At 52.2% G+C, this 23856-nt stretch carries 22 protein-coding genes; 6 read left to right on the forward strand and 16 right to left on the reverse strand.

The window, feature by feature from the left end:
- Window positions 1-9: 9 nt before the first annotated feature.
- The 5 genes from PsAD26_RS16190 to dusB form a co-directional block, all read right to left on the reverse strand.
- The gene (locus PsAD26_RS16190) at window positions 10-1377 is read right to left on the reverse strand and encodes a sigma-54 dependent transcriptional regulator (RefSeq protein WP_063301809.1); all 1368 of its coding nucleotides are present in this window, start codon (window positions 1375-1377) and stop codon (window positions 10-12) included.
- A gap of 18 nt (window positions 1378-1395) precedes the next feature.
- Window positions 1396-3633: a PAS domain-containing sensor histidine kinase gene (locus PsAD26_RS16195; protein WP_063311269.1), complete on the reverse strand. Its 2238-nt coding sequence runs from the start codon at window positions 3631-3633 to the stop codon at window positions 1396-1398.
- Between the two features lie 239 nt (window positions 3634-3872).
- On the reverse strand, window positions 3873-5312 hold the full coding sequence (gene ntrC, locus PsAD26_RS16200) for a nitrogen regulation protein NR(I) (RefSeq protein WP_057466218.1): 1440 nt from the start codon (window positions 5310-5312) through the stop codon (window positions 3873-3875).
- A 4-nt stretch (window positions 5313-5316) separates the two neighbouring features.
- Window positions 5317-6465, reverse strand: coding sequence for a nitrogen regulation protein NR(II) (locus tag PsAD26_RS16205; protein ID WP_208860487.1), 1149 nt, complete (start codon window positions 6463-6465; stop codon window positions 5317-5319).
- Window positions 6465-7460 carry a tRNA dihydrouridine synthase DusB gene (gene dusB, locus PsAD26_RS16210; RefSeq protein ID WP_063311270.1) on the reverse strand — a complete coding sequence of 332 codons (996 nt, stop codon included), beginning with the start codon at window positions 7458-7460 and terminating at the stop codon, window positions 6465-6467. Before dusB ends, PsAD26_RS16205 begins: the two co-directional genes overlap by 1 nt.
- A 229-nt stretch (window positions 7461-7689) precedes the next feature.
- On the opposite strand from dusB, the gene PsAD26_RS16215 reads away from it, so the two are divergent.
- The 4 genes from PsAD26_RS16215 (at window position 7690) to PsAD26_RS16230 (ending at window position 10646) form a co-directional block, all read left to right on the forward strand.
- On the forward strand, window positions 7690-8904 hold the full coding sequence (locus PsAD26_RS16215) for a bifunctional 2-C-methyl-D-erythritol 4-phosphate cytidylyltransferase/2-C-methyl-D-erythritol 2,4-cyclodiphosphate synthase (RefSeq protein ID WP_193758299.1): 1215 nt from the start codon (window positions 7690-7692) through the stop codon (window positions 8902-8904).
- A 29-nt stretch (window positions 8905-8933) separates the two neighbouring features.
- On the forward strand, window positions 8934-9434 hold the full coding sequence (locus tag PsAD26_RS16220; RefSeq protein ID WP_063311271.1) for a CinA family protein: 501 nt from the start codon (window positions 8934-8936) through the stop codon (window positions 9432-9434).
- Window positions 9435-9580: 146 nt separating this feature from the next.
- Window positions 9581-10063, forward strand: coding sequence for a hypothetical protein (locus PsAD26_RS16225; protein WP_244278252.1), 483 nt, complete (start codon window positions 9581-9583; stop codon window positions 10061-10063).
- Between the two features lie 130 nt (window positions 10064-10193).
- Entirely contained in the window at window positions 10194-10646 is a 453-nt protein-coding gene (locus tag PsAD26_RS16230; protein ID WP_063311272.1) for an NUDIX hydrolase, read from the forward strand.
- A gap of 93 nt (window positions 10647-10739) precedes the next feature.
- Here the strand turns inward: PsAD26_RS16230 and PsAD26_RS16235 are convergent, their stop codons facing one another.
- Window positions 10740-11192, reverse strand: a complete 453-nt coding sequence (locus tag PsAD26_RS16235; RefSeq protein ID WP_082597188.1) for a type II toxin-antitoxin system RatA family toxin — start codon at window positions 11190-11192, stop codon at window positions 10740-10742.
- A gap of 258 nt (window positions 11193-11450) precedes the next feature.
- On the opposite strand from PsAD26_RS16235, the gene PsAD26_RS16240 reads away from it, so the two are divergent.
- Window positions 11451-12404, forward strand: coding sequence for an alpha/beta fold hydrolase (locus PsAD26_RS16240; protein WP_063311273.1), 954 nt, complete (start codon window positions 11451-11453; stop codon window positions 12402-12404).
- A gap of 63 nt (window positions 12405-12467) precedes the next feature.
- Here the strand turns inward: PsAD26_RS16240 and PsAD26_RS16245 are convergent, their stop codons facing one another.
- Window positions 12468-13049: a TetR/AcrR family transcriptional regulator gene (locus PsAD26_RS16245; protein WP_063311274.1), complete on the reverse strand. Its 582-nt coding sequence runs from the start codon at window positions 13047-13049 to the stop codon at window positions 12468-12470.
- Between the two features lie 79 nt (window positions 13050-13128).
- On the opposite strand from PsAD26_RS16245, the gene PsAD26_RS16250 reads away from it, so the two are divergent.
- A complete protein-coding gene (locus PsAD26_RS16250; protein WP_063311275.1) occupies window positions 13129-13920 on the forward strand; it encodes a crotonase/enoyl-CoA hydratase family protein in 792 nt (263 codons plus the stop codon).
- 85 nt (window positions 13921-14005) lie between these two features.
- On the opposite strand, the gene lipA is transcribed toward PsAD26_RS16250, so the two are convergent.
- The 9 genes from lipA to PsAD26_RS16295 form a co-directional block, all read right to left on the reverse strand.
- A complete protein-coding gene (gene lipA / locus PsAD26_RS16255) occupies window positions 14006-15001 on the reverse strand; it encodes a lipoyl synthase (protein WP_063311276.1) in 996 nt (331 codons plus the stop codon).
- 152 nt (window positions 15002-15153) lie between these two features.
- Window positions 15154-15423 carry a hypothetical protein gene (locus tag PsAD26_RS16260; protein ID WP_244278253.1) on the reverse strand — a complete coding sequence of 90 codons (270 nt, stop codon included), beginning with the start codon at window positions 15421-15423 and terminating at the stop codon, window positions 15154-15156.
- A gap of 93 nt (window positions 15424-15516) precedes the next feature.
- Window positions 15517-16959 carry a dihydrolipoyl dehydrogenase gene (lpdA, locus tag PsAD26_RS16265; protein ID WP_063311278.1) on the reverse strand — a complete coding sequence of 481 codons (1443 nt, stop codon included), beginning with the start codon at window positions 16957-16959 and terminating at the stop codon, window positions 15517-15519.
- A gap of 24 nt (window positions 16960-16983) precedes the next feature.
- Window positions 16984-17847, reverse strand: a complete 864-nt coding sequence (locus tag PsAD26_RS16270) for an N-acetylglucosaminyltransferase (RefSeq protein ID WP_063311279.1) — start codon at window positions 17845-17847, stop codon at window positions 16984-16986.
- A 118-nt stretch (window positions 17848-17965) separates the two neighbouring features.
- A complete protein-coding gene (locus tag PsAD26_RS16275; RefSeq protein WP_063288849.1) occupies window positions 17966-19303 on the reverse strand; it encodes a pyruvate dehydrogenase complex dihydrolipoamide acetyltransferase in 1338 nt (445 codons plus the stop codon).
- A 16-nt stretch (window positions 19304-19319) separates the two neighbouring features.
- Entirely contained in the window at window positions 19320-20696 is a 1377-nt protein-coding gene (locus tag PsAD26_RS16280; protein WP_063311280.1) for a pyruvate dehydrogenase complex E1 component subunit beta, read from the reverse strand.
- Window positions 20697-20713: 17 nt separating this feature from the next.
- Window positions 20714-21763: a pyruvate dehydrogenase (acetyl-transferring) E1 component subunit alpha gene (gene pdhA, locus PsAD26_RS16285; RefSeq protein ID WP_063311281.1), complete on the reverse strand. Its 1050-nt coding sequence runs from the start codon at window positions 21761-21763 to the stop codon at window positions 20714-20716.
- A 219-nt stretch (window positions 21764-21982) separates the two neighbouring features.
- Window positions 21983-23299: a hypothetical protein gene (locus tag PsAD26_RS16290; protein WP_153041513.1), complete on the reverse strand. Its 1317-nt coding sequence runs from the start codon at window positions 23297-23299 to the stop codon at window positions 21983-21985.
- A 39-nt stretch (window positions 23300-23338) separates the two neighbouring features.
- Window positions 23339-23656 carry a septum formation initiator family protein gene (locus tag PsAD26_RS16295; protein WP_208860485.1) on the reverse strand — a complete coding sequence of 106 codons (318 nt, stop codon included), beginning with the start codon at window positions 23654-23656 and terminating at the stop codon, window positions 23339-23341.
- Window positions 23657-23856: the final 200 nt, after the last annotated feature.

Raw genomic sequence — 23856 nt, forward strand, 5'->3', positions numbered from 1 at the left:
GCTCACCAATCAGGTGAGACCAAGAGACTTGAGCTTTCGGTGCAATGCTGACCGTTCCATACCAATATATTCAGAGGTACGCGAGATATTACCGCCAAAACGCTTAACCTGTGCTTGCAGATATTCACGCTCAAACTGTTCCCGCGCTTCACGAAGTGGCAAGGACATCAACTCTTCACCACCAGAAGACCCCGGCATGCTCGGCACAGTCGACGCCACCTCAGCAGGCAGAAGATCCGCTGTAATCACAGCTTCTGAATCAGCCCGTGTCAGGATCATCAAACGTTCAACATTGTTGCGGAGCTGGCGCAGGTTCCCCGGCCAGTCATGCGTTTGCAGCACGGCCATCGCATCTTCACCAATCCGGCGCATTGGCAGGCCGGTGGAGTTGGAAATCTGCTTCATGAAGAAATGGATCAGCTGAGGAATATCCTCACGGCGTTCTTCAAGCGCAGGCACACGCAGCGGTACAACAGCCAGACGGTGATAGAGATCCTCACGGAACAAGCCTTCCGCAATCCGGTTTTCCAGATTGTAACCACTGGAAGACAAGAGACGCACATCCACCTTCACTTTGTTGTGGCCACCCAGACGGGTGAAGGTCTGATCCACCAGCACACGCAGAATTTTATTCTGCGTCTCCAGCGGCATATCGGCAATCTCATCAAGATAGATGGTCCCGCCATGCGCCTCTTCAAGCGCGCCCACCTTGCGCGGTGTGGAGTCAGTCTCTTCAATGCCGAAGAGCTCCTCTTCCATCCGCTCCGGCGTGATATTCGCCGCAGAAAGCACCACAAACGGAGACTTCGCCCGTGGAGAAGCCTCGTGGATCGTCCGTGCAACGGTCTCTTTGCCAGAACCAGACGGCCCGGTGATCATCACACGGCTGTTGGTCAGGCAAATACGCTCAATCGTCATGCGCAGGTTATTGATTGAGGACGAACTGCCCACCAGATTGGAAACGTCCCCAGCACGCTGCTTCAGTTCCTTGATCTCGCGCTTCATGGAAGAAGCTTCCAGCGCGCGCTCGGTGATCAGAACCAGCTTGTCTGCCTTAAACGGCTTCTCAATGTAATCGTAGGCGCCTTTTTTGATCGCAGATACCGCTGTCTCCACGTTGCCGTGACCAGAAATGATCACAACAGGCAGATCAGGGTTTTCTTTCTTGATCACCTCAAGCACCTCAAGCCCGTCAAGCTTGCTGCCCATGAGCCAGATATCAAGAATAATCAGAGAAGGACGACGGTCTGCAATCGCAGCCAACGCCGCATCACTGTTGCCAGCGGTGCGAGTATTATAGCCGTCATCCTCTAAAATTCCGGCGATCAGCTCACGAATATCTGCTTCATCATCAACAATCAGAATGTCACTTGCCACGGCTTATCACCACCATTCTTACGTTACATTTTCAGTGAAGGAAGGAACATCAAAACTGCGCAAAGTCAGCCGAACCATGGCACCATGCCCGCCCTCGGCAACAGATGGCGCATCCAGCAGTTCAATTCCACCCCCATGATCTTCCATAATTTTCCGCACAATCGCGAGCCCAAGGCCGGTGCCCTTTTCACGGGTCGTCATATACGGCTCCAAAAGCCGCGTGCGGTGCTCAGTTGGAAGGCCAATCCCGTTATCAATCACATCAATCGTGAGAACCGGACCTTCCCTATAAAGTTTCACCAGAACAGAGCCCTGCTCCGGGTTTTCTTCGCTCGCCAGATAAGCCTCAACAGCTTCCGACGCATTCTTGATCACATTACCAACAGCCTGCCCAACCAGGCGGCTGTCAAATGTTGCCCGTACAGCCTCATCCGGCACATCGGTTTCAAAGTGAACCTGAGAATTGGCAACAGAAACCATAAAGGTGGACTCTCGCACCACGGAGCGCAGATCAGCCTCTTCCATCTTTGGTTTTGGCATACGCGCAAACGAGGAGAACTCATCAACCATACGGCCAATATCCCCCACCTGACGAATGATCGTATCCACGCATTGGTCAAACACCTTACGGTCATCATCTTCAATACGCTTGCCATAGCGGCGACGGATACGCTCTGCTGAAAGCTGGATCGGAGTCAGCGGGTTCTTAATCTCATGCGCAATACGGCGGGCAACATCCGCCCAGGCCGAGTTACGTTGAGCTGCAACAAGGTCCGTGATGTCGTCCAGCGTCACCACAAAACCATGCTCAGAACGGGTCGCCTCTTCAGTCGTCACACGCACATTCACAGTGCGCTCACGCCCCTTACGCATAATGGCAACCTGCGCCACCTGCGAGCCACTCGAGCTTTCTTCAAGCGCTTTGGACACAACCTCTTGCACCTCTGGAAGATTGTCGTAGATCGGCTTTTCCAGAAGCTCGTTTTCATCCTGACTGAGAAGACGTGTTGCCGAGCGATTGACCATGGTCACATCGCCCTCATCATCAATCCCGATTACGCCAGAGGATACGCCGGACAGCACGGCTTCACTGAAGCGGCGACGACGGTCAATCTGATCATTCGCAGCCAGCAAAGCATCCCGCTGCCCACGCAACTGACCCGTCATATTGTTAAAGGTCCGCCCAAGGCTCTCAAGATCACCACTCGCTTTCGCAGCTTCCACCTCAACATAATAGTTGCCTTTGGAAACCTGATCTGCAGCGCCAATAAGATTACGGATCGGCAGCACAAGCTGGTTGGCAAACCCAAAGCCCACCCAGATGGAGGAGAGCAGCAGCACGAGCGCCACGCCCACATAAACAAGCGCAAATGCCAGCTGCACACCAAAGCGTCGCTGCTCCAACTCGGCATACTCATTAACGCCAGCCTCGGCCAGACGCTGGTATTCAACCACTCGAGGATCAAGCGCACGAGTCACATAAAGATAAAGATCATCAAAAGCAGAAAGCTTGATCACACCGCCGACGAGGTTAGAAACACCCGGCGCGATAAGAACAGGAGCCCCGTCTTTCGCCTGGTTCATAGCCACTTGCGGCGGCAACAACGGCTCCACCTTCGGATCACGCAACACACGCATCACAACGGTGCCGTCATTCTTCAGGACATAAGCCCCCAGCAATCCGCGAACCCAGGTCTGCGTCTCAAAAAAGCGGTCAAACCGGGTGGGATCGTAGAAATAGGAGTTCCGGTTCAGATCCACATCACTGGCCATACCAATCAACGTGGATCGCAGAGAATTTCCGTGCTCCTGAACATAAGCTGCCGCAACCGACTGAGCGTTGGTGATGATATTGCGCGTTCTTGTCTCAAACCAGCGATCAAGCCCCTGATCCAGCGTAATCGTTGCCACCACAGCAACAATAAACGCAGGCAGTGCGGCCACCAGCGAGAACATGGTCACGATGCGCACATGAAGACGTGCCGCTGCTCGTCCACGGCGCCGCGCCTGCAACAGCTTCACAAGCTCAAAGATGATCAAGCCGATAAGCAGGACCACCAGTGCGCCGTTAAAGCCAAGCGCAATGTAAACAACCGTTTCAGAGGGAACGATCGGCGTCACGCCCATCAGCACCAGAAAGGAAACCCCAATGGAGCACAGTGCCAGCAACACCACGGCAAGCCCAAACATGCGGGACTTGCGGCCTTTCGCATCAAGCTTTGGTGTATGTTCTTCTACTTTTGACTTGAAAATCATGAAACGCGAACCTGCGCACCTGCGATAACTTTATTAATATTGGAAACAGACTATTAGCACGAATTGTTGCCAAAATGCGACAATGGGTTTTATTAGTCACACTCTTGATGGGGAAAACCGAAAAGTCCACAGGTCAAAATAAGCATGCAGCGCACAACTCAAACGCATTCTCACCCCATTAAACGCAAAATGGCGCAAGAGATCGCGCCATTTTGAAAGTTTCACTCGATAAAAAACGATTATCTGGAGCTGCGGATCACCTGAACGTCCAGATCGCGGATTTTCTTGCGCAAGGTGTTGCGGTTCACGCCTAAAAGTTCAGCGGCCTTAATCTGGTTGCCACGGGTGGCTGCCAGCACTGCGCTGATCAAGGGGTACTCCACCTCACGCAGGATACGGTGATAAAGGCCCGGAGGCGGTAGGTCTTCACCAAACCCGCCGAAGTAATCGCCCAGATACCGCTCCACAGACCCACCCAGATCCTGAACAGACGGCGCATCCATGTCATTCACAGCCGTAGAAGGCTGAGAAAGTTCCAGATCGATCAAACTGGCGGTTATGTCATCTTGCGGATAGAGCGCTGCCAGACGGCGCACAAGGTTTTCCAACTCACGTACGTTGCCCGGCCAGCGATAACGGCGCAGCTTATCAAGCGCAGCCACCTCAATCTGCTTGGCAGGCAAACCTTCGCTCTCTGCAATAGAGAAGAAGTGGCGCACAAGATCAGGAATATCCTCAGTCCGTTCCCGCAAAGGCGGAAGGCGAATTGGCACAACATTCAGACGGAAATACAAATCTTCACGGAACAGCCCCTGATTGATCAGCTGACGCAGGTCTTTGTTCGTCGCCGCAATAATCCGCACATCTGTCTGGATCGGCGTACGACCACCCACAGAGGTATACTCGCCCTGCTGCAACACACGCAGCAAACGGGTCTGCGCTTCCATCGGCATATCACCGATTTCATCCAGCAACAGCGTACCGCCATCGGCCTGCTCAAACCGGCCAGAAGAACGCGCCTGGGCGCCTGTAAACGAGCCCTTCTCATGCCCAAACAGCTCAGACTCAATCAGATCCTTTGGGATCGCCGCCATGTTGACCGCAACAAACGGGCCATTCCGGCGTTTGCCATAATCATGCAGCGCCCGCGCAACAACCTCTTTACCAGTCCCGCTCTCACCATTGATCATCACGGTCAGATCGGTCTGCATCAAACGAGCAAGCACGCGGTAGATTTCCTGCATGGCAGGCGAACGACCCACAAGTGGAATGTTATCATTCCCCTCGCCGCTCATATCAAACTGCCGCCCCTTAGGTTCAGCAAGCGCTCGTCCGACAATGCCGGTCAGTTCTTTCAGATCAAACGGCTTGGGCAGATACTCATAGGCGCCTTGCTCAGAGGCCTTAATCGCGGTCATGAAGGTGTTTTGCGCACTCATGATGATCACAGGCAACTCTGGACGCAGCTTGCGAATGCGCGGCAACACGTCAAACGCGTTCTCATCCGGCATCACCACATCAGAAATCACCAGATCTCCTTCGCCCGAGCTCACCCAGCGCCACAAAGTGGTCGCGTTGGACGTCAACCGAACGGTATACCCCGCACGAGACAGAGCCTGATTGAGAACGGTACGGATCGCAGAATCGTCGTCAGCAACAAGAATGGTTCCACTCGGCATACTCTTAGTCCTCAATTCCAGAATGTACGTCAGGCCCGGTAAAAGCAGGCATCAGAATACGGAAGGTCGTGCCCCGATTGCCACTCTCACACTCCACCACACCGCCATGATCACCTACGATCTTGGCAACCAGCGCCAGTCCAAGACCAGAGCCATTCGTCTTTGTCGTAATAAACGGATCAAACAGATGCGGTCGCAAATCTTCCGGCACCCCATAGCCGTTGTCGCGCACACAAAACTCAAGCGGCAAGCTCACACGCTCCTGAACGCCAGGCACAGACAAACGCACACCGGGACGGAAGGCCGTGGAGACAACAATCTCCGGCTCATTCACGCCGCTCAGCGCTTCGCTTGCGTTCTTGATCAGATTGATAAAGATCTGCACCAGCTGGTCCCGGTTGGCATACACCGGAGGCAAGGAAGGATCGTAATCTTCGACAATCTTCACCTTGGAGGCAAAGCCATTTTCCGCAACACGTTTTACATGATCAAGCACCACGTGAATGTTCACCGGCTCACGGTCAATCGGGCGTTCATCGGAAAACACCTCCATCCGGTCCACCAACTTCACAATCCGGTCCGTCTCCTCCATGATGAGACGGGTCAGCGTGCGATCATCTTCACTGGCTGATTGTTCCAGCAGCTGAGCTGCACCGCGAATACCAGAGAGCGGATTTTTGATCTCATGGGCCAACATGGCTGCAAGGCCGGTCACTGTACGCGCTGCACCGCGGCTGGTCAGCTGTTTATCCAGCTTCTCCGCCATAGTGCGCTCCTGAAACAACAGCACAACACTGCCCGGAGCCTCACTTAAAGGAGACGCATGAATATCAACCAGTTTTTCCTGCCCAATGCGCGGCGTGCCAATGTCCACCTTATACTCATTGACCGCACCACCACGCTCACGAACCTGCGTAATCAAACCCAGCAGCGGACTACCAAACGGCACGAACCACGACACCTCACGGCGCTTCAGCATCGACAAACTGGCATGGAAAAAATCTTCCGCAGCACTGTTGGCGCCAGTGATTTTATCGTCGCCTCCAACCACCACAACTGGGTGCGGTAGAGAATCCAAAACGGCCTGTCCCGGCACACCTTCGCCCAAACCAGCATTAGCTTCCGTCAGAGTGTCTCCTCCCGTCTCCAACATCAGGCAGCACTCCTCATCGGTACTTGAACAAACCAGCCATAAAGGGTGTTTCGCACCAGATCTGCATCCAGACTGGTCATGAGCCCTCGCATAAATCCTTGCGGCGCATCGTCAAGCCGTCCTGCAGCTTCCAGATACCAGCCCATATGCTTGCGGAAGGCTCGCACGCCGATCTCAAAGCCGTATTGCTCCAACATGGCGTCGTAGTGCTCCACAACAAGCGCAGCCAGTTCTTCCCCATGCGGGTCAGCAAGCCGTTCACCAGTTTCCAGATAATGCGCGATCCGCCCCGGCACCCACGGGCGCCCATAAGCACCACGGCCAACCATCACCAGATCAGCTCCGGACTGTGCCAGCATCTCGTCAGCATCCTCAAACTTGCAGCAATCACCATTGGCCACCAACGGCACATCCGGAATAACATCCCGCACCTGCCGGATAGCCCGCCAATCCGCTTTACCCTTGTAAAACTGAGAGCGCGTACGACCATGCACGGTGATCATCTTCACGCCAGCATCTACCGCCCGTTTGGCAAGCTCTGGAGCGTTGATGGACGTTTCATCCCAGCCAAGACGCATCTTCAACGTCACCGGAACAGACACAGCATCCAGCGTCGCCTCAACCAGCGTCATCGCATGGTCCAGATCTTTCATGAGAGCAGAACCGGAATAGCCAGAAGTCACCTTTTTCGCAGGGCAGCCCATATTGATGTCGATTACATCCGCACCGGCTTTTTCAGCCATGCGCGCACCTTCTCCCATCCAATGAGGGTCTTTGCCTGCCAGCTGCACGATGTGAGGATCGATCCCCTCACCCTCGGCCCGCATCAGCGATTCTGGGTGTCCGGTACACAGCGCTTCACTGGCAACCATTTCACTCACCACCAAACCCACGCCATAGCGCAGGGCAATACGGCGAAACGGCAAATCCGAAACGCCGGACATTGGCGCAAGAATAACTTTGTTTTTGAGAGGGATATTACCTATCGTAAGCATTACGCATATTTCTTGAAAGAGCCCAGTTGCACATTTGATAAGCAGCATATGAAGTTGCACATATTCTAACCAAACTAAAAATTTAGGCAAGGGAATATTAAAGAGAAGAGATTGAAGTGTTGAGCTTCGCTCTTAAATCGAGCAAAACCCTCACCAACACGGTTTCCACGCAGCCGCTCACGCCTCTTGGCATAAGGGAGCAGCTTCAACTCAATCAGGTGATCCAGTTTTGCAGTCCACTGAAAAAATTGCATGTATCATAGTTGCAGCCGGACGCGGTTCACGCATGTCGACGCAAAATGACAGCAGCCCAAAGCAATACCGGGACCTCGGCGGAAAGACTGTCCTGCAAAGAACACTGGAAGCAATTTTATCCGCCTCACAGGTCGACATTGTCCTCCCTGTCATCCACGCAGAAGACGCTGAGGCCTATCAAGAGGCCGCAAGCACGCTGACAGACAATCGCCTGATCAAACCCGTCACAGGCGGAGCTACACGACAGGTATCTGTAGCCTGCGGCCTCAAAGCACTGGAAGAGCACGCCCCGGACTACGTCCTGATCCACGACGCCGCCCGCCCCTTCATCACACCCGCTGTGCTTGAAGATGCCATCACAGCCCTGCAAAATAGCGCGCAAGCCGCGCTCCCAGCTGTGCCGGTGGCTGATACATTGAAGCGAGCGAACGCAGACCAGCAGGTTCTGGAAACCGTCGATCGCACCCACCTGTGGGCAGCCCAAACACCGCAGGCCTTCCCTTATCAACTTATCTGGGAAGCTCATCAGCAAGCCATCAACCAAAACATCGACAGTTTCACCGATGATACGGCCCTTATTGAATGGCAAGGCAAACCTGTCACCATTACGGCAGGCGACCCGCAAAACATCAAACTCACCACACTCAAAGACATGACGAACGCACAGGAACAGATCGCCATGAAACAACTCGCAGACCTTGGCGACATTCGCGTTGGAACCGGCTACGACGTACACGCATTTGAAGACGGTGACGCCGTCATTCTCGGCGGCATTTCCATCCCGCACACCCAAAAACTCAAAGGCCATTCTGATGCTGATGTTGGCTTACACGCTTTGACGGATGCCATCTTCGGCGCCCTGGCAGACGGCGACATCGGCTCACACTTTCCGCCCTCCGACATGCAGTGGAAAGGCGCAGCCTCTGACCAGTTCCTAAAATACGCAATAGACCGGGTTCACAAGCGCGGCGGCATGATCGCACACTTGGATTTAACGCTGATCTGTGAAGCTCCAAAAATCGGCCCGCACCGGGAAGAAATGCGCCAACAGATCGCGCAGATCTGCGACCTGCCCATTGGCCGTGTGGCTGTGAAAGCAACCACCTCCGAAAAGCTGGGCTTCACCGGTCGCCAAGAAGGCATTGCCGCGCAAGCCTGCGCAACCATCCGGCTTCCGTTCGAAGACTGAACGCCGCCAAAAATCAATGGGAGAGAACCATGACCGACATCCTCAGCCTTAAGGAAAGAGCACGCGTTCTCGTCTCCAGATACGCTGAAAAAAATATCAAAATCACCACAGCAGAGAGCTGCACCGGCGGCCTGCTTGCAGGCCTGCTGACAGAAGTGCCCGGCTCTTCTGCTGTGCTTGATCGCGGCTTTGTCACCTATTCCAATGAAGCCAAGCACGAGATGATCGGCGTTCCGGTTGACCTGCTCATGAGCTACGGCGCGGTCAGCAGCGAAGTCGCCAAGGCCATGGCAAGTGGCGCCCTATTCTGCTCCAGCGCCAACGTGGCCGTTTCCATCACTGGCATTGCTGGCCCGGACGGCGGCACCAAAGACAAACCCGTCGGACTTGTCCACTTTGGCTTCGCTGCAGACACCGAGGAAACCAAGCACGTGCAATGCCTCTTTGAGAACACCGGACGCGAGGGAATACGCTTCCAGGCACTGGTACAAGCATTAAAATTATTAGAAAATTTTATTGAAAACAGCTAATCGAAATTTACCTTCTCGTTAAAAGGGCACCAGGTAGGCACTACTACTTTAAGACATTCTAAGAAAACTTAGATAAAATCTGTTTTAAATTTACAACGGAATGTCACGGTATACCCATGAGAATTATTGCTAGTTTGTTTTTGGGCATGTGCTTGAGCACTTCAGCATTTGCGGCATCAGATGTATTCCTCATTTCAAGAGGGCTCGATGACGAGTTCATCGGCTCTCACGAAGTACAGAAAATGCCACGCGGCGGCTATAAGGAGCTGCGCCTGTGCGGCCAGTCCTATTGGGTACGCCCTTACTCCGTTGCCTGGACAAAGTGGGAAGAACAACTCGGCCACAAGATCCGCCTTGAAGTAAACCAGGGCTATGGCTGGGTGGTTCTGTGCACCAAACCAACAACACAGCTAAACCTCAAAGACGTTGGTATTTACGCTTCTCTTGAAAAGACCATGGAGCACGGTGACCCGGATAAGGAACTCACCAACCGCTTTCAGGCAATTCGGCGCACTTTCGTCATGCGCAATGGCCTCACTCCTGAACAGGCTGAAGCCGAAATCTCCAAAAACTATGAGAACAGAGGCTCCCGCCTGAGCCAGTTCCTGAACAATCGCGACAAGAATTAAGCGGTTTCTCCGAGGTCTTTCAGCCAAAGAAATGCCGGAAGACCTGAAAACAACCGACTGATCAGCACCAATGCGTCCTATTCGGCTGCTCTTTGTACATGAATATTTTGCATGAAGGAGCAGCGGCGAAATGCATATTTGGCGACCAGCACAAACGATCAGGGTGAAATCTCTCGGCCTGCACTGGCGCAACAACCGCCTGCTGGCAGCAGAAGTCTATGATGACGCAGGCAACCTCAAAGGCGTCCGCCCTCTTGGCGGCACTGTTGAGTTTGGCGAAGATTGGCAGACCGCTCTGATCAGAGAGTTCAAAGAAGAACTGAACATCCAGGTCACCATCTCTGGCGATCCCGTTGTCATGGAAAACATCTATGAACACGAAGGCCAGACAGGCCACGAGATCCTATTCATCGCAAATGTAACATTCCCGCCAGAGGCATTCACCACACAGGAAGCGATCACATTTCAGGAAGACAGCGGAACAGAAATCACCGCACGCTGGTTCGATCCCGAAGAGCTCACCCCGGATGGCGTTGACCTCTTCCCTGCAGGATTAAAGCAACACCTTAAGACCTTACGATAGCCCACACGAGAAAATGGATCATCCTAGTAATTATGGAATATATTTAAATTATTCAGCAAAACCCGATTTTAGCTAGCATCAGATTTCAGATTTTTAGGTGCCGTAGATTTTATCGGCGCGGTCTTCAAAGGCGCTGGAGAATTTGCGGAAGGCGCGGTCGAACATAGCACCCATCATGGTGCCAAGTGTCCTGCTCTTAAACTCATAATTGATATAGAAGCTCACATCACATTCCTTCTCGGAAACCGGATCGAAGCTCCAGACATTTTCCAGATGGCGAAACGGGCCATCCAGATACTCAACCGTAATTTTACTCGCCTCACGATCAAGGGTCACACGGCTGGCAAACGTCTCTTTAAAAACCTTGTAAGCCACAGTCATATCCGCCACCATCATTTCACGGTGGTCATCAATCTTCCGGCGTCCACGCACACGTAATGCTTGACACAAAGGCACAAACTGAGGGTACTGCTCCACATCTGCAACCAGATCAAACATATCATCAGCACTGTGCTGAACCCGGTGTGTGCTTTCAAAAGACGGCATATGCTCGCGTTCTTTTTCTTCTAGTTTTTCAAAAATTCTTCAGGATGCTCTAAGCGACCTTTTTCGATTTGCCAAGAAATTTTTCAGGTTTCCTTTCATCAAGTAGGCCGCTGTGAGCCAAAAGCATCATAAATTTTCACGTCGCAAATATACCGCGACGATCTAACGCAACCGTTTCATTCTCAAAACTCAGGTCAGTACTTAAAACTCAATTCTACACTATGCGCTAATACTTAGCTCCTTTTGAAAGCAGACCCAATGCTTAGTCCTTTTAAAATTCCCCGCCTCGCCAAGGAAGGCGGAAAAGAAGATTACCTCAAAACCACTAATACTCTTACAGACACCCCTGTGCAGGTCATCAGCCGCGAAGAAACCGCCAAATATCATAAGATAACGGTGGTCGAAAACGGCATTGAACGCATCAGATACATTCCCCATCAAGCCAAGCACAAAACTCCGCTCATCTTCATTCACGGCATGTGGCATGGTGCATGGTGCTGGAAAAACTATCAGGAAAAACTCGCAGAATCCGGCTGGGAGAGTGTCGCCATCAGCCTGCCCGGCCACGGACATTCACCGGAGCAACGCCCCACAGCAGAAGCCACATTGGGCTACTACCTCCGTTTTGTGCACGAGGAGGTCGCCCGCCACGACCAACCAGCCGTTCTGATCGGCCACAGCATGGGTGGTGCTTTGGTGCAATGGTATCTGAAGCATGTCGGCGGACTAAAAGCAGCCGTTTTTGTCGCCTCATGGACAGCCATTGATGTCATGCAAGACTGCTTGAAAAACGCCATGTCCATCGATTGGCTCGGAACAGCGCTGTCTCCGTTCCTGGGATATAAGTTCCAGTTCAGATCACCCAAAGTCGTAGCAAAATGGTTCCTTGCAGAACGCTCAACCCCGGTTGCGCAGTACATTCAGAGCCAGCTCGGGCCAGAATCCGACGTCGTGCTCTTCCAACACCGCCCACCGCAATGGTTTCCACCGCTGGATGACGAAACACCCAAACTGTGGCTCACAGCCAGCGAAGACGCCATCATTCCGTTCAACCGTTCCCTGCACTCTTCAGCGCTCTATGAGGCAACTCACAAGATCGTGCCCCATGCCGGACACGACATCATGCTGGAAGACAATTGGGAAGAAAGCCTGTCCTACATCACCACGTGGCTGCAAAACATGCACACCACCAGAGCATTGGCAACCAACTGAGCTGAAGCAGGCTCCTGAAGGAGCGCCTCACATCATAAAGGGGGCGCTCATATGCCGATCCAACTAAGATGTCCCCTGCAACTCAACAAGGCATCTTGCCGTATCAGCCGCGTCCTCCGCATAAGCAGGGTCACGATGAATAAGCAGGGTTGAAAACGCCCCTTCCATCAGCAACACCACACGGCGCGCCAACACTTCAGGCTCCTTCACTCCAACAAGCTCATATCGCTGCGCCAGCCAGGCCTCAAACTTCTTCTTGTGCTTTGCCCCCACCACAACAGCTGGATGTCCCGGCATGTTGGCAAGTTCTGCAGCTGTGCGAATGAAACCACATCCCTTCCATTTTGGATGCCGGGCGTTTTCCGCAACACGCAGAAAAATCGCAGCCGTCTTGTCCGCAGTGCTTCCCTCCGCCTCATCAAACCACGTCGCAAAGGCTTCCAGATTGGGTTGGTCTCGGGAGATAAGGTATTCAGTCACCAGATCATCTTTGCTTTTGAAATGGTAGTAGAGCGTTTTCTTGGTGATACCCGCTTTCTCAGCAACAGCATCCACACTGACAGCACGAATGCCCTCACCGTAAAACAGCTTGTTTGCAGCATCTAAAATGCGATCGCGGGTCCCCTGAGGAGTTTTCTGAGCCATGTATACTAACCAGTGAGTTTACTGAAGAGTGCGGCACTCCTACCCTCAAGTCAATCCATAGTGAACCAAGGGAAAGACCATGAAAAAGCTCGTTCTGTTTGAAGTCAGAGACCGCATCGCCCTGCTCACCCTCAACCGTCCGCAAAAGCTCAACGCACTGAACTACCAGACCAACGACCGCCTTCTGGAGCTTCTGAACCGGATCGAAGATGACCCCAAAATCAGCGCAGTCATCCTGACAGGAGCCGGAGAACGGGCATTCTCCGCTGGTGGTGACATTTACGAATTCTCCCAGAGTGTCACCAAAGGGACAGATGTAGCCGTCAAAGAATTCGTAGGCCGCGGCCAGACCATGACCAGCCGCATCGAGAACTTCACCAAACCCATCATCGTCGCCGTCAACGGCATCGCGTTTGGCGGCGGCTGCGAAATCACAGAGGCCGCCCATCTGGCAATCGCCTCAGATCGCGCCGTCTTTGCCAAACCAGAGATCAACATCGGCATCCCCCCCACCTTCGGAGGCACCCAGCGCCTGCCCCGTCTGGCAGGTCGCAAGCGCGCACTGGAATTGCTGCTCACAGGAGATCCCTTTGGCCCGGAACGCGCCTACGAACTTGGCCTCATCAACAAGGTCGTCCCTCACGACGATTTGCTGCCAGAAGCCTTCGCTCTGGCAGAACGCATCCTGCGCCACTCCCCACTCGCCGCCGCCCGCATCCTCACCGCAGTCACCCGCGCCCTCAACACAACCATCGCCGAAGGCCTCCAAATCGAAGCCACCCAATTCACCCAAATGGTCACCACCAATGACATCCACGAAGGCCTCAACGCCTGGATAGAACGCCGAACCCCAGCCTATTCAGGCGACTAAAACGAGCTGTAGCCCCCCATAAACAAAAAAAGCGTCACACCATGTCGTGTGACGCTCTTAGAAACTCGTAGGTTGGAACCAGTGCTTAGTTGCCCTGTTTTGCCTTACGGGCTGCTTTCAGCTCGGCAAAGTCTTCGCCAGCGTGGTGGGAAGAGCGGGTCAGTGGGTTCGCGGAAACCTTCAGGAAGCCTTTTGCGTAAGCAATCTTCTCATAGGCCTTGAACTCGTCTGGTGTTGGGAAGTTCATCACCGGATGGTGCTTCTTGGTTGGCTGCAGGTACTGGCCAACGGTCAGGAAGTCCACATCAGCAACACGCAGATCATCCATCAACTGAAGCACTTCGTTGCGCTCCTCACCCAGACCAACCATGATGCCGGATTTGGTGAACATCTCAGGATCAATCTCCTTAACCCGCTGTAGCAGGCGGATGGAGTGGAAGTAGCGTGCGCCCGGACGAACCTTCAGATAATTGGAAGGAACCGTTTCCATGTTGTGGTTAAACACGTCAGGCTTGGCCGCAACAACAATCTCAACCGCGCCTTCCTTACGAAGGAAATCAGGCGTCAGCACTTCAATAGTTGTTTTTGGAGAGGCTTTACGGATCGCAGCAATCACGTTGGCAAAGTGCGTCGCACCGCCATCGTCAAGATCATCACGGTCCACAGAGGTGATCACAACGTGTTCCAGCCCCATGGACGCAACAGCTTTACCAATGCTTTCAGGCTCATTTTGATCAACTGGGCCAGGCATCCCGGTACGCACGTTACAAAACGCACAGGCACGGGTACAGGTATCACCCAGGATCATGAAGCTCGCATGCTTCTTGGACCAGCACTCACCGATATTCGGGCAACCAGCTTCTTCACAAACCGTAACGAGGTTGTTCTTGCGAACCAGCTCGTGGGTCTCTTTGTAGACAGGAGAAGTGGGCGCCTTAACACGGATCCATTTTGGCTTTCGCTGAACAGGATTATCCGGGCGATGCGCTTTTTCCGGATGGCGCGGACGCTCTTTTTCCTGCATTGCAGACGCCGTTTGGCTTTTATGATTAGGATCGAGTGTATTTACCAGTGTAACCATATCAGTTCCGTCAGGTCCGAGACTTTGCTGCACACTTGCCTTAAGGGTCAGTGTCGCTGTCTCTTATAAGTTTAGTGGTCCATAACAGGAAATGAAGCATCTCTCAATGCCAGACACTGGTGTTCAGTCAGTTCCGCGCCTCAGGACCACGCCTATTCAAAGCCAATTGCATCCCCACCAATCAGTGAGGCAATCAGAGCAAACGCAATGGCGCCAACCATCGCAACGACCGCCTGGTCGAGATATTCATTCCCCAGGGAAACTTCCACATCCGCAAATTCGAACAGGTAAACCCCTGAAATACCACCGAGAAATCCGGCTATAATCAATACAGCGAACTCTCCGCCAACTGTAGCCATCACCAGCACAGTAGCTACAACGGCACAAACGGCTGATGTCACCAGCCATATGATCGATTTCATAAAGTCCACGGCTCTTCTCCTTTTTGATAAGAAGAGTACCCGGGAAAAATTAAGTCCCTCTCACTGGTAAAATTCCAGTGAGAGGGATTTGATTTACATATTTAGAGCGCGTCCGTAGGCGTCAAGAACACTTTCCTTCATCATTTCGGAAAGGGTCGGATGCGGGAAGACAGTGTGCATCAGCTCTTCTTCGGTGGTCTCAAGACCCATAGCAACGACGAAACCCTGAATGAGTTCGGTCACTTCAGCGCCAACCATGTGGGCACCCAGCAGCTGACCGGTCTTCTTGTCAAAGATCGTCTTAACCAGACCTTCAGGCTCACCAAGAGCAATCGCCTTACCGTTACCCATGAACGGGAAACGACCAACACGCAGCTCATAACCAGCATCTTTCGCACGCTGTTCGGTCAGACCAACAGAAGCCACCTGCGGGTTACAGTAGGTACAGCCCGGAATCTGCTCGCTCTTCATCGGGTGAACATCAAGGCCGGAGATCTTCTCAATGCAGATCACGCCTTCATGCTCAGCCTTGTGCGCCAGCATTGGAGGACCAGCAACGTCACCAATCGCATAAACGCCAGGAACGTTGGTGCGGCTGAAGCCGTCAGTCACGATACAGCCACGGTCTGTCTTGATGCCAAGCGCTTCAAGGCCAAGGTTCTCTATGTTACCAACAACGCCAACAGCGGAGATCAGCTTCTCAGCGGTGATTTCCTGCGTCTTGCCGTCTTTGGTCTCAACAGTCGCAGTCACCTGACCGCTACCCTTAACAACCTTGGAAACCTTCGCTTCCATCACAAACTTGATGCCCTGCTTCTCCATCTGTTTTTTCGCAATCGCGGAGATTTCAGGATCTTCAACCGGCATAATGGTCGACATCATTTCAACAACGGTCACGTCAACGCCCATTGTCTTATAGAAAGATGCAAACTCGATACCGATCGCGCCGGAACCCATCACAACAATGGATTTAGGCATGCTTGAAGGAACCATCGCTTCGAAATAGGTCCAGATGTTTTCTTTGTCAGGCTCAAGACCCGGAATGACGCGCGGCTTCGCACCAGTTGCAACAATAACGTGCTTGGCGGAATAAGTGCCGTGGCCCTTCACACCCTTAGGTGTTGGGTGCTGTGGCTGCATAGCGTCTTTGGAAGAAGGCCCAACAGCGATCTCACCCGGTTTGGTGAGCTTTGCTTCACCCCAGATGATGTCCACTTTGTTCTTCTTCATCAGGAAGCCGATACCGCCATTGAGCTGGCCGGAAACACCACGGGAGCGCTTCACAACAGCAGAAGCGTCAAAGCTCACGCCTTCAGCGGAAAGACCGTAGTCTTTGCCGTGCTGCATGTAATGGTAGATCTCAGCAGAACGCAGCAGCGCTTTGGTTGGGATACAGCCCCAGTTCAGGCAGATACCGCCCATATGTTCACGCTCGACAATCGCGGTCTTGAAACCAAGCTGCGCGGAGCGGATTGCGGTTACATAGCCACCAGGACCAGAACCAATGATAATCACGTCGTAGGCGTTGCCACTCATCTCTTTAACCTCGCCAAATCGGCATCAAGGAGCTTGAGGCTCCACATAAAGGTGGGAGAACTTGGAAAAGTTCTCCAAAACGTAGTCGGGCAGTTCTCCGCTGTCCTTAGCGATCAGCTTTCCTCTGCCATCACCCGCATCCAGACGGTCCAGCGTTCTTTGCGCACGGCCCAGATAGGCATCATTCATGTGTTCGGTATGCGAGTAAGCCTCAAGTTTCGTAACCACCTTGTCCATGTCCCCCAAAAAGCTGAAGTGCCAGCTGGAAGACCTGATCAATTGACGTCGCATAAGCCGGCTGTGCCGTGTAAGAGCTTTCCATTGCCACAAAGCAGCCTCGAGAACAGGAGAGAGGCTTTTGCTCTGCAAGGCCCGCTCACGCCGCAAAGCCTGAGCACCTTTGAAAAACATCGCGCTGATCATTCGCGGGCACGAGGTGAAATCCGAGACATCATCTTTGAAATTCAGTCTGTATCGGAAAATATCTGCGCCAAAGAATGTCAGGCTTTTACAGCTCCTGGGGTCATTTTTCGCTCTGAGCAGCGCCTCCGGCTTTGGAATTTCATCCACGTCGGAAACAACGATCAGATCTTTCACCGCAAGATCTTTAAGGCCGCGTTCTATGCAATCGCGTTGGTGGTACTCCCTCGACCAGGCGTTCTGCGGTGCCTCTGGCATGTCCTCGACAATGATATGCCGGATCTTGCTCAAAAACGGTGCAAACCGCGACTTGTTATCAGCAAAATAGAGAGGCTTTTCGTGTCCCGTAAAGGTCTTGGTGGCCTCTACAAGAATGAACTCATCCACCACATCGAAAAGTTCGCCCAAGCGAATTTCCAGGGTATCGAGTTCGTTGAAAAACGTGAAGCCATCGACAACTTTGACCATATCATACGGTCTCCTTGCTCAAACGGTCTTCAGCTTACTCCACTCTATTTGCTCACACCTACCACTTGGATTTACCGGCAGAAAAGCAGGGGCTCCTGTTTCTGCCGGTAAGTCCTGATTAAACCAGCATGGACATCGGGTTTTCGATGTAGCCTTTGAAGGCCTGCAGAAGCTCTGCACCCAGCGCACCATCCACCGCACGGTGGTCAGTGGAAAGGGTCACAGACATCACAGTCGCAGGAACGATCTCATCGCCCTTCACAACTGGACGCTTCTGACCAGCACCAACAGCAAGGATGGTTGCGTGCGGAGGATTGATCACCGCTGCAAATTCCTTGATGCCGAACATGCCAAGGTTGGAAACAGAAGTAGTTCCGCCCTGGAATTCGGTTGGAGCCAGCTTGCGCTCACGAGCACGCTTTGCCAGATCTTTCATCTCGATGGAGATCGTGGAGAGCGTTTTCTCTTCAGCGCGGCGAATGATCGGAGTGATCAGGCCACCATCGATGGAAACAGCAACACCAACGTCAGCATGCTTATGCATAACCATGCCGCTCTCAAGGTAAGATGCGTTGGCAGCCGGAATTGCTTTCAGTGCCAAAGCATGCGCCTTGATGATCATGTCGTTGACAGACAGCTTGTAAGCTGGCTTGCCGTCGCCGTCTTTCGGTGCAGACGCATTGAGCTGAGCCCGCAGAGCCAGCAGAGCATCCAGTTCACACTCCAGTGTCAGGTAGAAGTGTGGAACAGTCTGTTTGGATTCGGTCAAACGCTTGGCAATGATCTTACGCATGCCATCGTGAGGAACCAGCTCGTAGCTGTCTTCATCAAACAACTTCAGGGTCTGTTCATCAGATGGACCAGACGCAAGCGCAGCTTTTGGAGCTTCAGCAGCCTTCGGTGCATCCGCAGCTTTCGGAGCAGCCTCAGCCTTGCCAGTGCCAGCAGCAATAGCCGCATCAACGTCACGCTTGACAACGCGGCCATGTGGGCCGGTGCCGTTGATCAGTGCAATGTCCAGACCATTCTGTTTCGCCAGACGGCGCGCCAGAGGGGATGAGAACACACGCTCACCAGAAGCTGCAACCGGAGCAGCAGGTGCAGGAGCTGCAACTGGTGCCGGCGCCGCTTCAGCAGCAGGTGCTGCAGGAGCCTGAGGGGCAGCAGCAGCGGCTGGTGCAGCAGGTGCTGCATCCATCGCAGAAGCGTCTTCGCCCTCTTCCAGAAGGATCGCGATCGGTGCATTCACCTTCACGCCTTCAGCACCTTCAGCAACCACGATTTTACCGATGGTGCCTTCATCGACAGCTTCCACTTCCATGGTCGCTTTATCGGTTTCAATTTCTGCAATCACATCGCCTGCAGAAATCGCGTCACCTTCTTTAACCAGCCACTTGGCCAGATTGCCTTCTTCCATAGTCGGAGAAAGCGCAGGCATCAGAATATTGATTGGCATACCACTTGTCTCCCGGTTAGGCGGTGTAGGTCACAGCCTTAACAGCGTCGATAACTTCCTTGGTGTTTGGCAGAGCCAGCTTCTCAAGGTTTGCTGCATATGGCATTGGAACATCTTTACCGGTCACGCGCAGAACTGGCGCATCCAACCAATCGAAGGCTTCACTCTGAACCTGATAAGCGATTTCAGAGGAAACGGAACAGATTGGGAAGGCTTCTTCTACAGTTACCAGACGGCCAGTCTTACGAACGGAGGCCAGAACAGTCTCCATGTCCAGCGGACGAATGGTACGCAGATCGATCAGCTCAACAGAAATGCCCTGCTTTGCCAGCTCATCAACAGCCTGCAGCGCGTAGGTCATGCCAATGCTCCAGGAAACCATGGTCGCATCAGTACCTTCGCGAACAACCTTCGCCTTGCCGATTGGCAGAACCAGATCTTCAACATCCGGCACATCGAAGTGCTGACCGTAAAGGATCTCGTTTTCAAGGAACACAACCGGGTTCGGGTCGCGGATCGCAGCTTTCAAAAGGCCCTTCGCATCAGCAGCGGTATAAGGCTGAACAACCTTAAGGCCCGGAATGGAAGCATACCATGCAGCAAAGTCCTGAGAGTGCTGCGCACCCACACGAGCAGCCGCACCGTTTGCACCGCGGAACACCATTGGTGCACCCATCTGACCGCCAGACATGTAAAGCGTCTTACCAGCAGAGTTGATGATGTGGTCAATCGCCTGCATTGCGAAGTTGAAGGTCATGAACTCAACGATTGGGTTCAAACCTGCCATCGCAGCGCCAACAGCAAGGCCGGTAAAGCCATGCTCGGTGATTGGAGTGTCGATCACGCGCTTTTCGCCGAACTCATCCAGGAGACCCTGAGAGATCTTATATGCGCCCTGATACTGAGCAACTTCTTCACCCATCAGGAACACGTTCTCATTGCGGCGCATTTCTTCCGCCATCGCGTCGCGCAAAGCTTCACGAACGGTCATGCTCACCATTTTTGTGCCCGCAGGAATTTCCGGATCAGCAGGTGCAACGCTTACAATCGGTGCCGCAGGAGCTGCCGGTGCTGCAGGCCTGGCTGGTGCTTCAGCAGCCGCCGGCGCAACAGGGGTAGCGCCCAGGTTGTCAGCAGCAGAGGCGTCTTCGCCCTCTTCCAGCAGAACTGCAATCGGTGCGTTCACTTTTACTTCTTCGGTGCCTTCAGCAACGAGGATCTTGCCAAGCACGCCCTCATCAACCGCTTCCACTTCCATGGTTGCTTTGTCGGTCTCGATTTCAGCAATCACGTCACCTGCAGTAACGGTGTCGCCTTCTTTCTTAAGCCACTTAGCAAGTTTGCCTTCTTCCATGGTCGGAGAAAGCGCAGGCATTAAAATTTCAACAGCCATAATGTATTATCCCGACCTTAGAGCACGATATCTGTGTAGAGCTCAGATGGATCCGGCTCAGGATCGTTCTGTGCATACTCAGCAGAAGCAGCAACAACAGCGCGCACTTCCTTATCGATAGCCTTGAGATCGTCCTCACTTGCCCATTCTTTTTCAAGAAGGCGAGCACGAACCTGTTCAATCGGGTCATGCTCAGAGCGCATCTTCTGGACTTCATCTTTACTGCGGTATTTTGCAGGGTCAGACATGGAGTGGCCACGGTAGCGGTAGGTGATCATCTCAAGGATGTAAGGACCATTGCCTTCACGACACCATTCCATCGCATAGTCGGTCGCAGCTTTCACCGCGCGCACGTCCATACCATCAACCTGAACACCTGGAATGCCGAAGGAAGCACCGCGCTGGCTAAGATCTGTCGTGGAAGAAGCACGTTCAATGGAGGTACCCATGCCGTACTTGTTGTTCTCAATGACGTAGATCACTGGCAGGTTCCAAAGCTTCGCCATGTTGAAGCTCTCGTAAACCTGACCCTGGTTGGCAGCACCATCGCCGAAGAACGCCATGGAAACTTTGCCGTTCTCTTTATAACGGTTCGCAAACGCAAGACCGGTACCAAGTGAGACCTGAGCACCCACGATGCCGTGTCCGCCATAGAACTCCTGTTCTTTGGAGAACATGTGCATGGAACCGCCCTTACCTTTGGACAGACCACCGCGGCGACCAGTCAGTTCGGCCATCACGCCGTTCGGGTCCATGCCGCAAGCGAGCATGTGAGCATGGTCACGGTAAGAAGTGATCATCTGATCACCTTTTTCCTTGGCCATCTCCATTCCAACGACAACAGCTTCCTGGCCGATGTAAAGGTGACAGAAGCCACCGATCAGACCCATACCGTAAAGCTGACCCGCCTTTTCTTCGAAGCGACGGATAAAGAGCATTTCGCGATAAGCGTTTAGCTCTTCATCTTTGGAGAATTCTACTAGTGCAGGTACGTTTTTCATCGCACCGCGGGCTTTGGTAGCACTTTTAGCGCGACCGCCTGAAGACTTGGATTGAGTTCCAGCCATGAGCCTCGTCTCTTTGTGACGTGAATTGGTGAAAGCACACTATCGCTCACAGCGCAGAATGCCAATATGAGCAGAAACACTTGGAGATTTATCTAAGATATTGATTTTACTGATATTTTCAAGTTAACTTAAATTAGGTTAATTCAATCAAATCAACCCAATTCAAGTTAATGCACGCTGATGTTTCAGTTGCGCATGATTGCAACTTCAAAAAACCGATTACCCTTCTCCGCGGAAATAGGCTGCTTTATCTAAAAGCAACAACTCTCTTTGTGCATCTTTTTTTCGTCTTTCCCTCTGTGCCTTATCATTTGGCAAACTGAGAAAATCCCAAAAATCCCTTTCAGATTTAAATGAAAACTCATTCAAAATTAGATGCTCCATAAAAGGTCCGATAAAATTCAGCATTTGATATGCCAACACCTCTTGATCATCAACTTTGACTGGGCGCCCATGAGCAATTTGGTTACGCCTATGCCTTAGGTGCTTACCGAGTAGTTTGTACTCAGCCTTATCTGCAAACACGTTAGAGACACGATCAATGAGATCATCAGTTTTCTCGCGATCTACTCCTGATACATTTTCAAACAACCTCCACCCCTCCAAGAACGACTCATTTAAGTCCGGATTTGAAAACGCGCGAAAATGTCTAATTAATGCACTTTTACAAAGATGCTTCCAATTCGACCTCTGAACTCCATTTTGCAATCTAAGAAAACTAGCTTCCCAAGCCTTTGCTCGTTCGGCGGTTTGAACGCGTGCTTTTGATCCCCCCTCCCAGTTTTCGAACCAAAACCCTTGGTATGCAAGCGCACCATTCTCATCATGCACAGTCGTATGCGGAGCAATTAAAACATCTGAAACGGGAAGTGTACCGGCTGTCCGAAATGAACGGCGAGATATCTTCGCTGTATCTCTTGCTAAGTTGACGGCACCCAACACTTCATACAAAGCATCTGATGCTCGCTCATATGCATCTCTAACATCATATGCACGCACATGAACAACACAAAGACTACACTTACTTAGATCTCTAAGACGGTCTTTAGTAAAAAACTTTGAAAGCCCACGTTCAGTGTACTGCTTTTTTCGTTCACCACAAGCTTTCCGAAAAAAAGAACTCTCATTTGACGGTGTAAAATTAATAGTTGCAAAACTAACCTTCTTTACACCTTTTAGAAATTTTGGAGCCCCCCAAATTGGGAAAAATACTTTGTATATATAGGAAGGATCATTTCTATATTTTTCAAATAACTTACATATGAGCCCTTCAAATTCTTTACGTAAAAAACCTTCTCTAAGCTCTTTTGATGACAACGCTTCGCTTACAATCCGACTTTTAAGTGCATGTGTTGGAGCTTGGAACTCGATCATTGACACTAAGACTGCTTGCCAGTCATCAATGGTTCGATATCCTCCACTATAAGAGACACCACTAGATGAAAGCGAGCGCATGGAGTTTATCTCATCTAAAACAAGCTCTATTTCTAGATAGCTGAACTCACCTCTCCAAATACCGTTAGATTTCTTAGGCAACTCAAACTCACATCAAATCTAGCGTTAAACAAAGATGTTTCAGTTGCGCATGATTGCAACTTCATTCACGTGCGCCAGATTAAGGGAAGCGCGAGCCCGCTCATCCACCATGTCTGGATCAAGGCTCTCCGGGTCAAGCAACATGACACGGCGTTGTAATTGCAGGCGTTCTTCCCGCAACTCATCAAGCTCCAATTCGAGCGCAAGAATCTCATGCTCAATCTGTGGTCGACCCACAAGACCCAGCTTACCGTTGAGCGCATGAAATGCAAAGTAGCAAAGCGCACCAATGGCAATACCCGGCACAAGGAGATTCTTTAGATAGGAGTGTTTTCGCTGACGTGTGGTAGCTAGCACTGACTGACCTACTCATTACAAAAATGGTCACATGCCCAGCACTATTTCACAACGCCCTTAACCAAGAGTTTCCGTAACAATTGAAAACTGTCTTTATCTGTTATTTTTTCTAAAACAGAGCAGTACCGTGTGCCCCCCCAAAAAAGGACATAACTTTTGGCATCTCATTAAAGTCAACCAGACTGCGCCCCACGAATGGG

The organism is Pseudovibrio sp. Ad26 (genome assembly GCF_001623285.1).
Taxonomy (GTDB): Bacteria; Pseudomonadota; Alphaproteobacteria; order Rhizobiales; family Stappiaceae; genus Pseudovibrio; species Pseudovibrio ascidiaceicola.